Source organism: Vibrio sp. Vb1755 (genome assembly GCF_033338635.1).
In the GTDB taxonomy this organism is placed as follows: Bacteria; Pseudomonadota; Gammaproteobacteria; order Enterobacterales; family Vibrionaceae; genus Vibrio; species Vibrio alginolyticus.
The window spans coordinates 1-1,090 of sequence record NZ_JAWOTA010000318.1; the positions used below are offsets into that span (position 1 = coordinate 1).

1 protein-coding gene is annotated in these 1,090 nt (G+C 44.2%); it reads right to left on the minus strand.

Annotated features, from left to right (window positions below):
• Window positions 1-169: 169 nt before the first annotated feature.
• A partial coding sequence (locus tag R7E00_RS24845) for a glucose PTS transporter subunit EIIB (RefSeq protein ID WP_318124885.1) occupies window positions 170-1,090 on the minus strand: 921 nt, incomplete at its 5' end.

Genomic DNA, 1,090 nt, shown 5'->3' on the forward strand with positions numbered 1-1,090 from the left:
AGAGTGCATTGTTTCTAATGATCCACAATTCTAAGCCATTAGACAACAAGAACTCGCGCTAAAACGGCAATATTTATCGAGTTCGCGTGAATGCACAGCAGATTCAAAGCACTAAAACAAAAAAAGACCTCCCGAAGGAGGTCTCTAATCAAATATTAGTTCGATGTAATTATGGTAGTTTTACATTCGATAGGTCTTCGTTTGCGCCGATTGCTTTCATTTCGCCAGCAACGATTTCTGCTAGAGGACCAAGGATAACTTGAAGGTTGTTTTCACCTAGTTTAACAACACCTTTCGCACCTAGTTTCTTCAACACTTCTTCATCAGCTACTGAACGATCTTTCAGAGTTAGACGTAGACGAGTGATACATGCGTCAATTGAAGTTAGGTTGTCATGACCACCTAGCGCTTTTAGGTATTGACGAGCTAGGTCACCACTTTTTGCTTCACCTGCTGGTGCTGCTGCTTGGCTATCATCATCTTCACGGCGTGGCGATTTTAGGTTAAACGCGCGGATTGCGAAGCTGAATGTGAAGAAGTAAAGAGCACCGAAGCCAAGACCAACTGCACCTAGTAGTAGAGGTTTAGTTGCTAGACCGTAGTTCAACAAGTAGTCAATTAGACCAGCAGAGAATGTGAAGCCGTGTAGCGTACCAAGCATGTTAGCAACAACTAGCGATAGACCAGTGAACACTGCGTGAATCGCGTATAGAGCAGGAGCTAGGAATACGAACATAAACTCTAGAGGCTCTGTGCTACCAGTTAGGAATGAACAGAATGCAACAGAGAACAATGCACCACCAACTTGGCTACGTTTCTCAACAGGAGCCGCTAGGTACATAGCAAGTGCTGCACCTGGTAGGCCGAACATCATTACTGGGAAGAAACCGTTCATGAATACACCAGCGCTCTTATCGCCGCCGAAGAAACGGTGTAGGTCACCAGATTTAACTGTTTCAGTTACTTCTTTAACAGTTGCTGTAATTTCTGGAGTTACTGAGTTAGCGAATTCAAATGTGTGAGTTTGACCAGCAACAAGAGTCTTAGCTAGAGCTGGGTCAACACAAAGTTGTTGTAGTGCAGGAAGAGC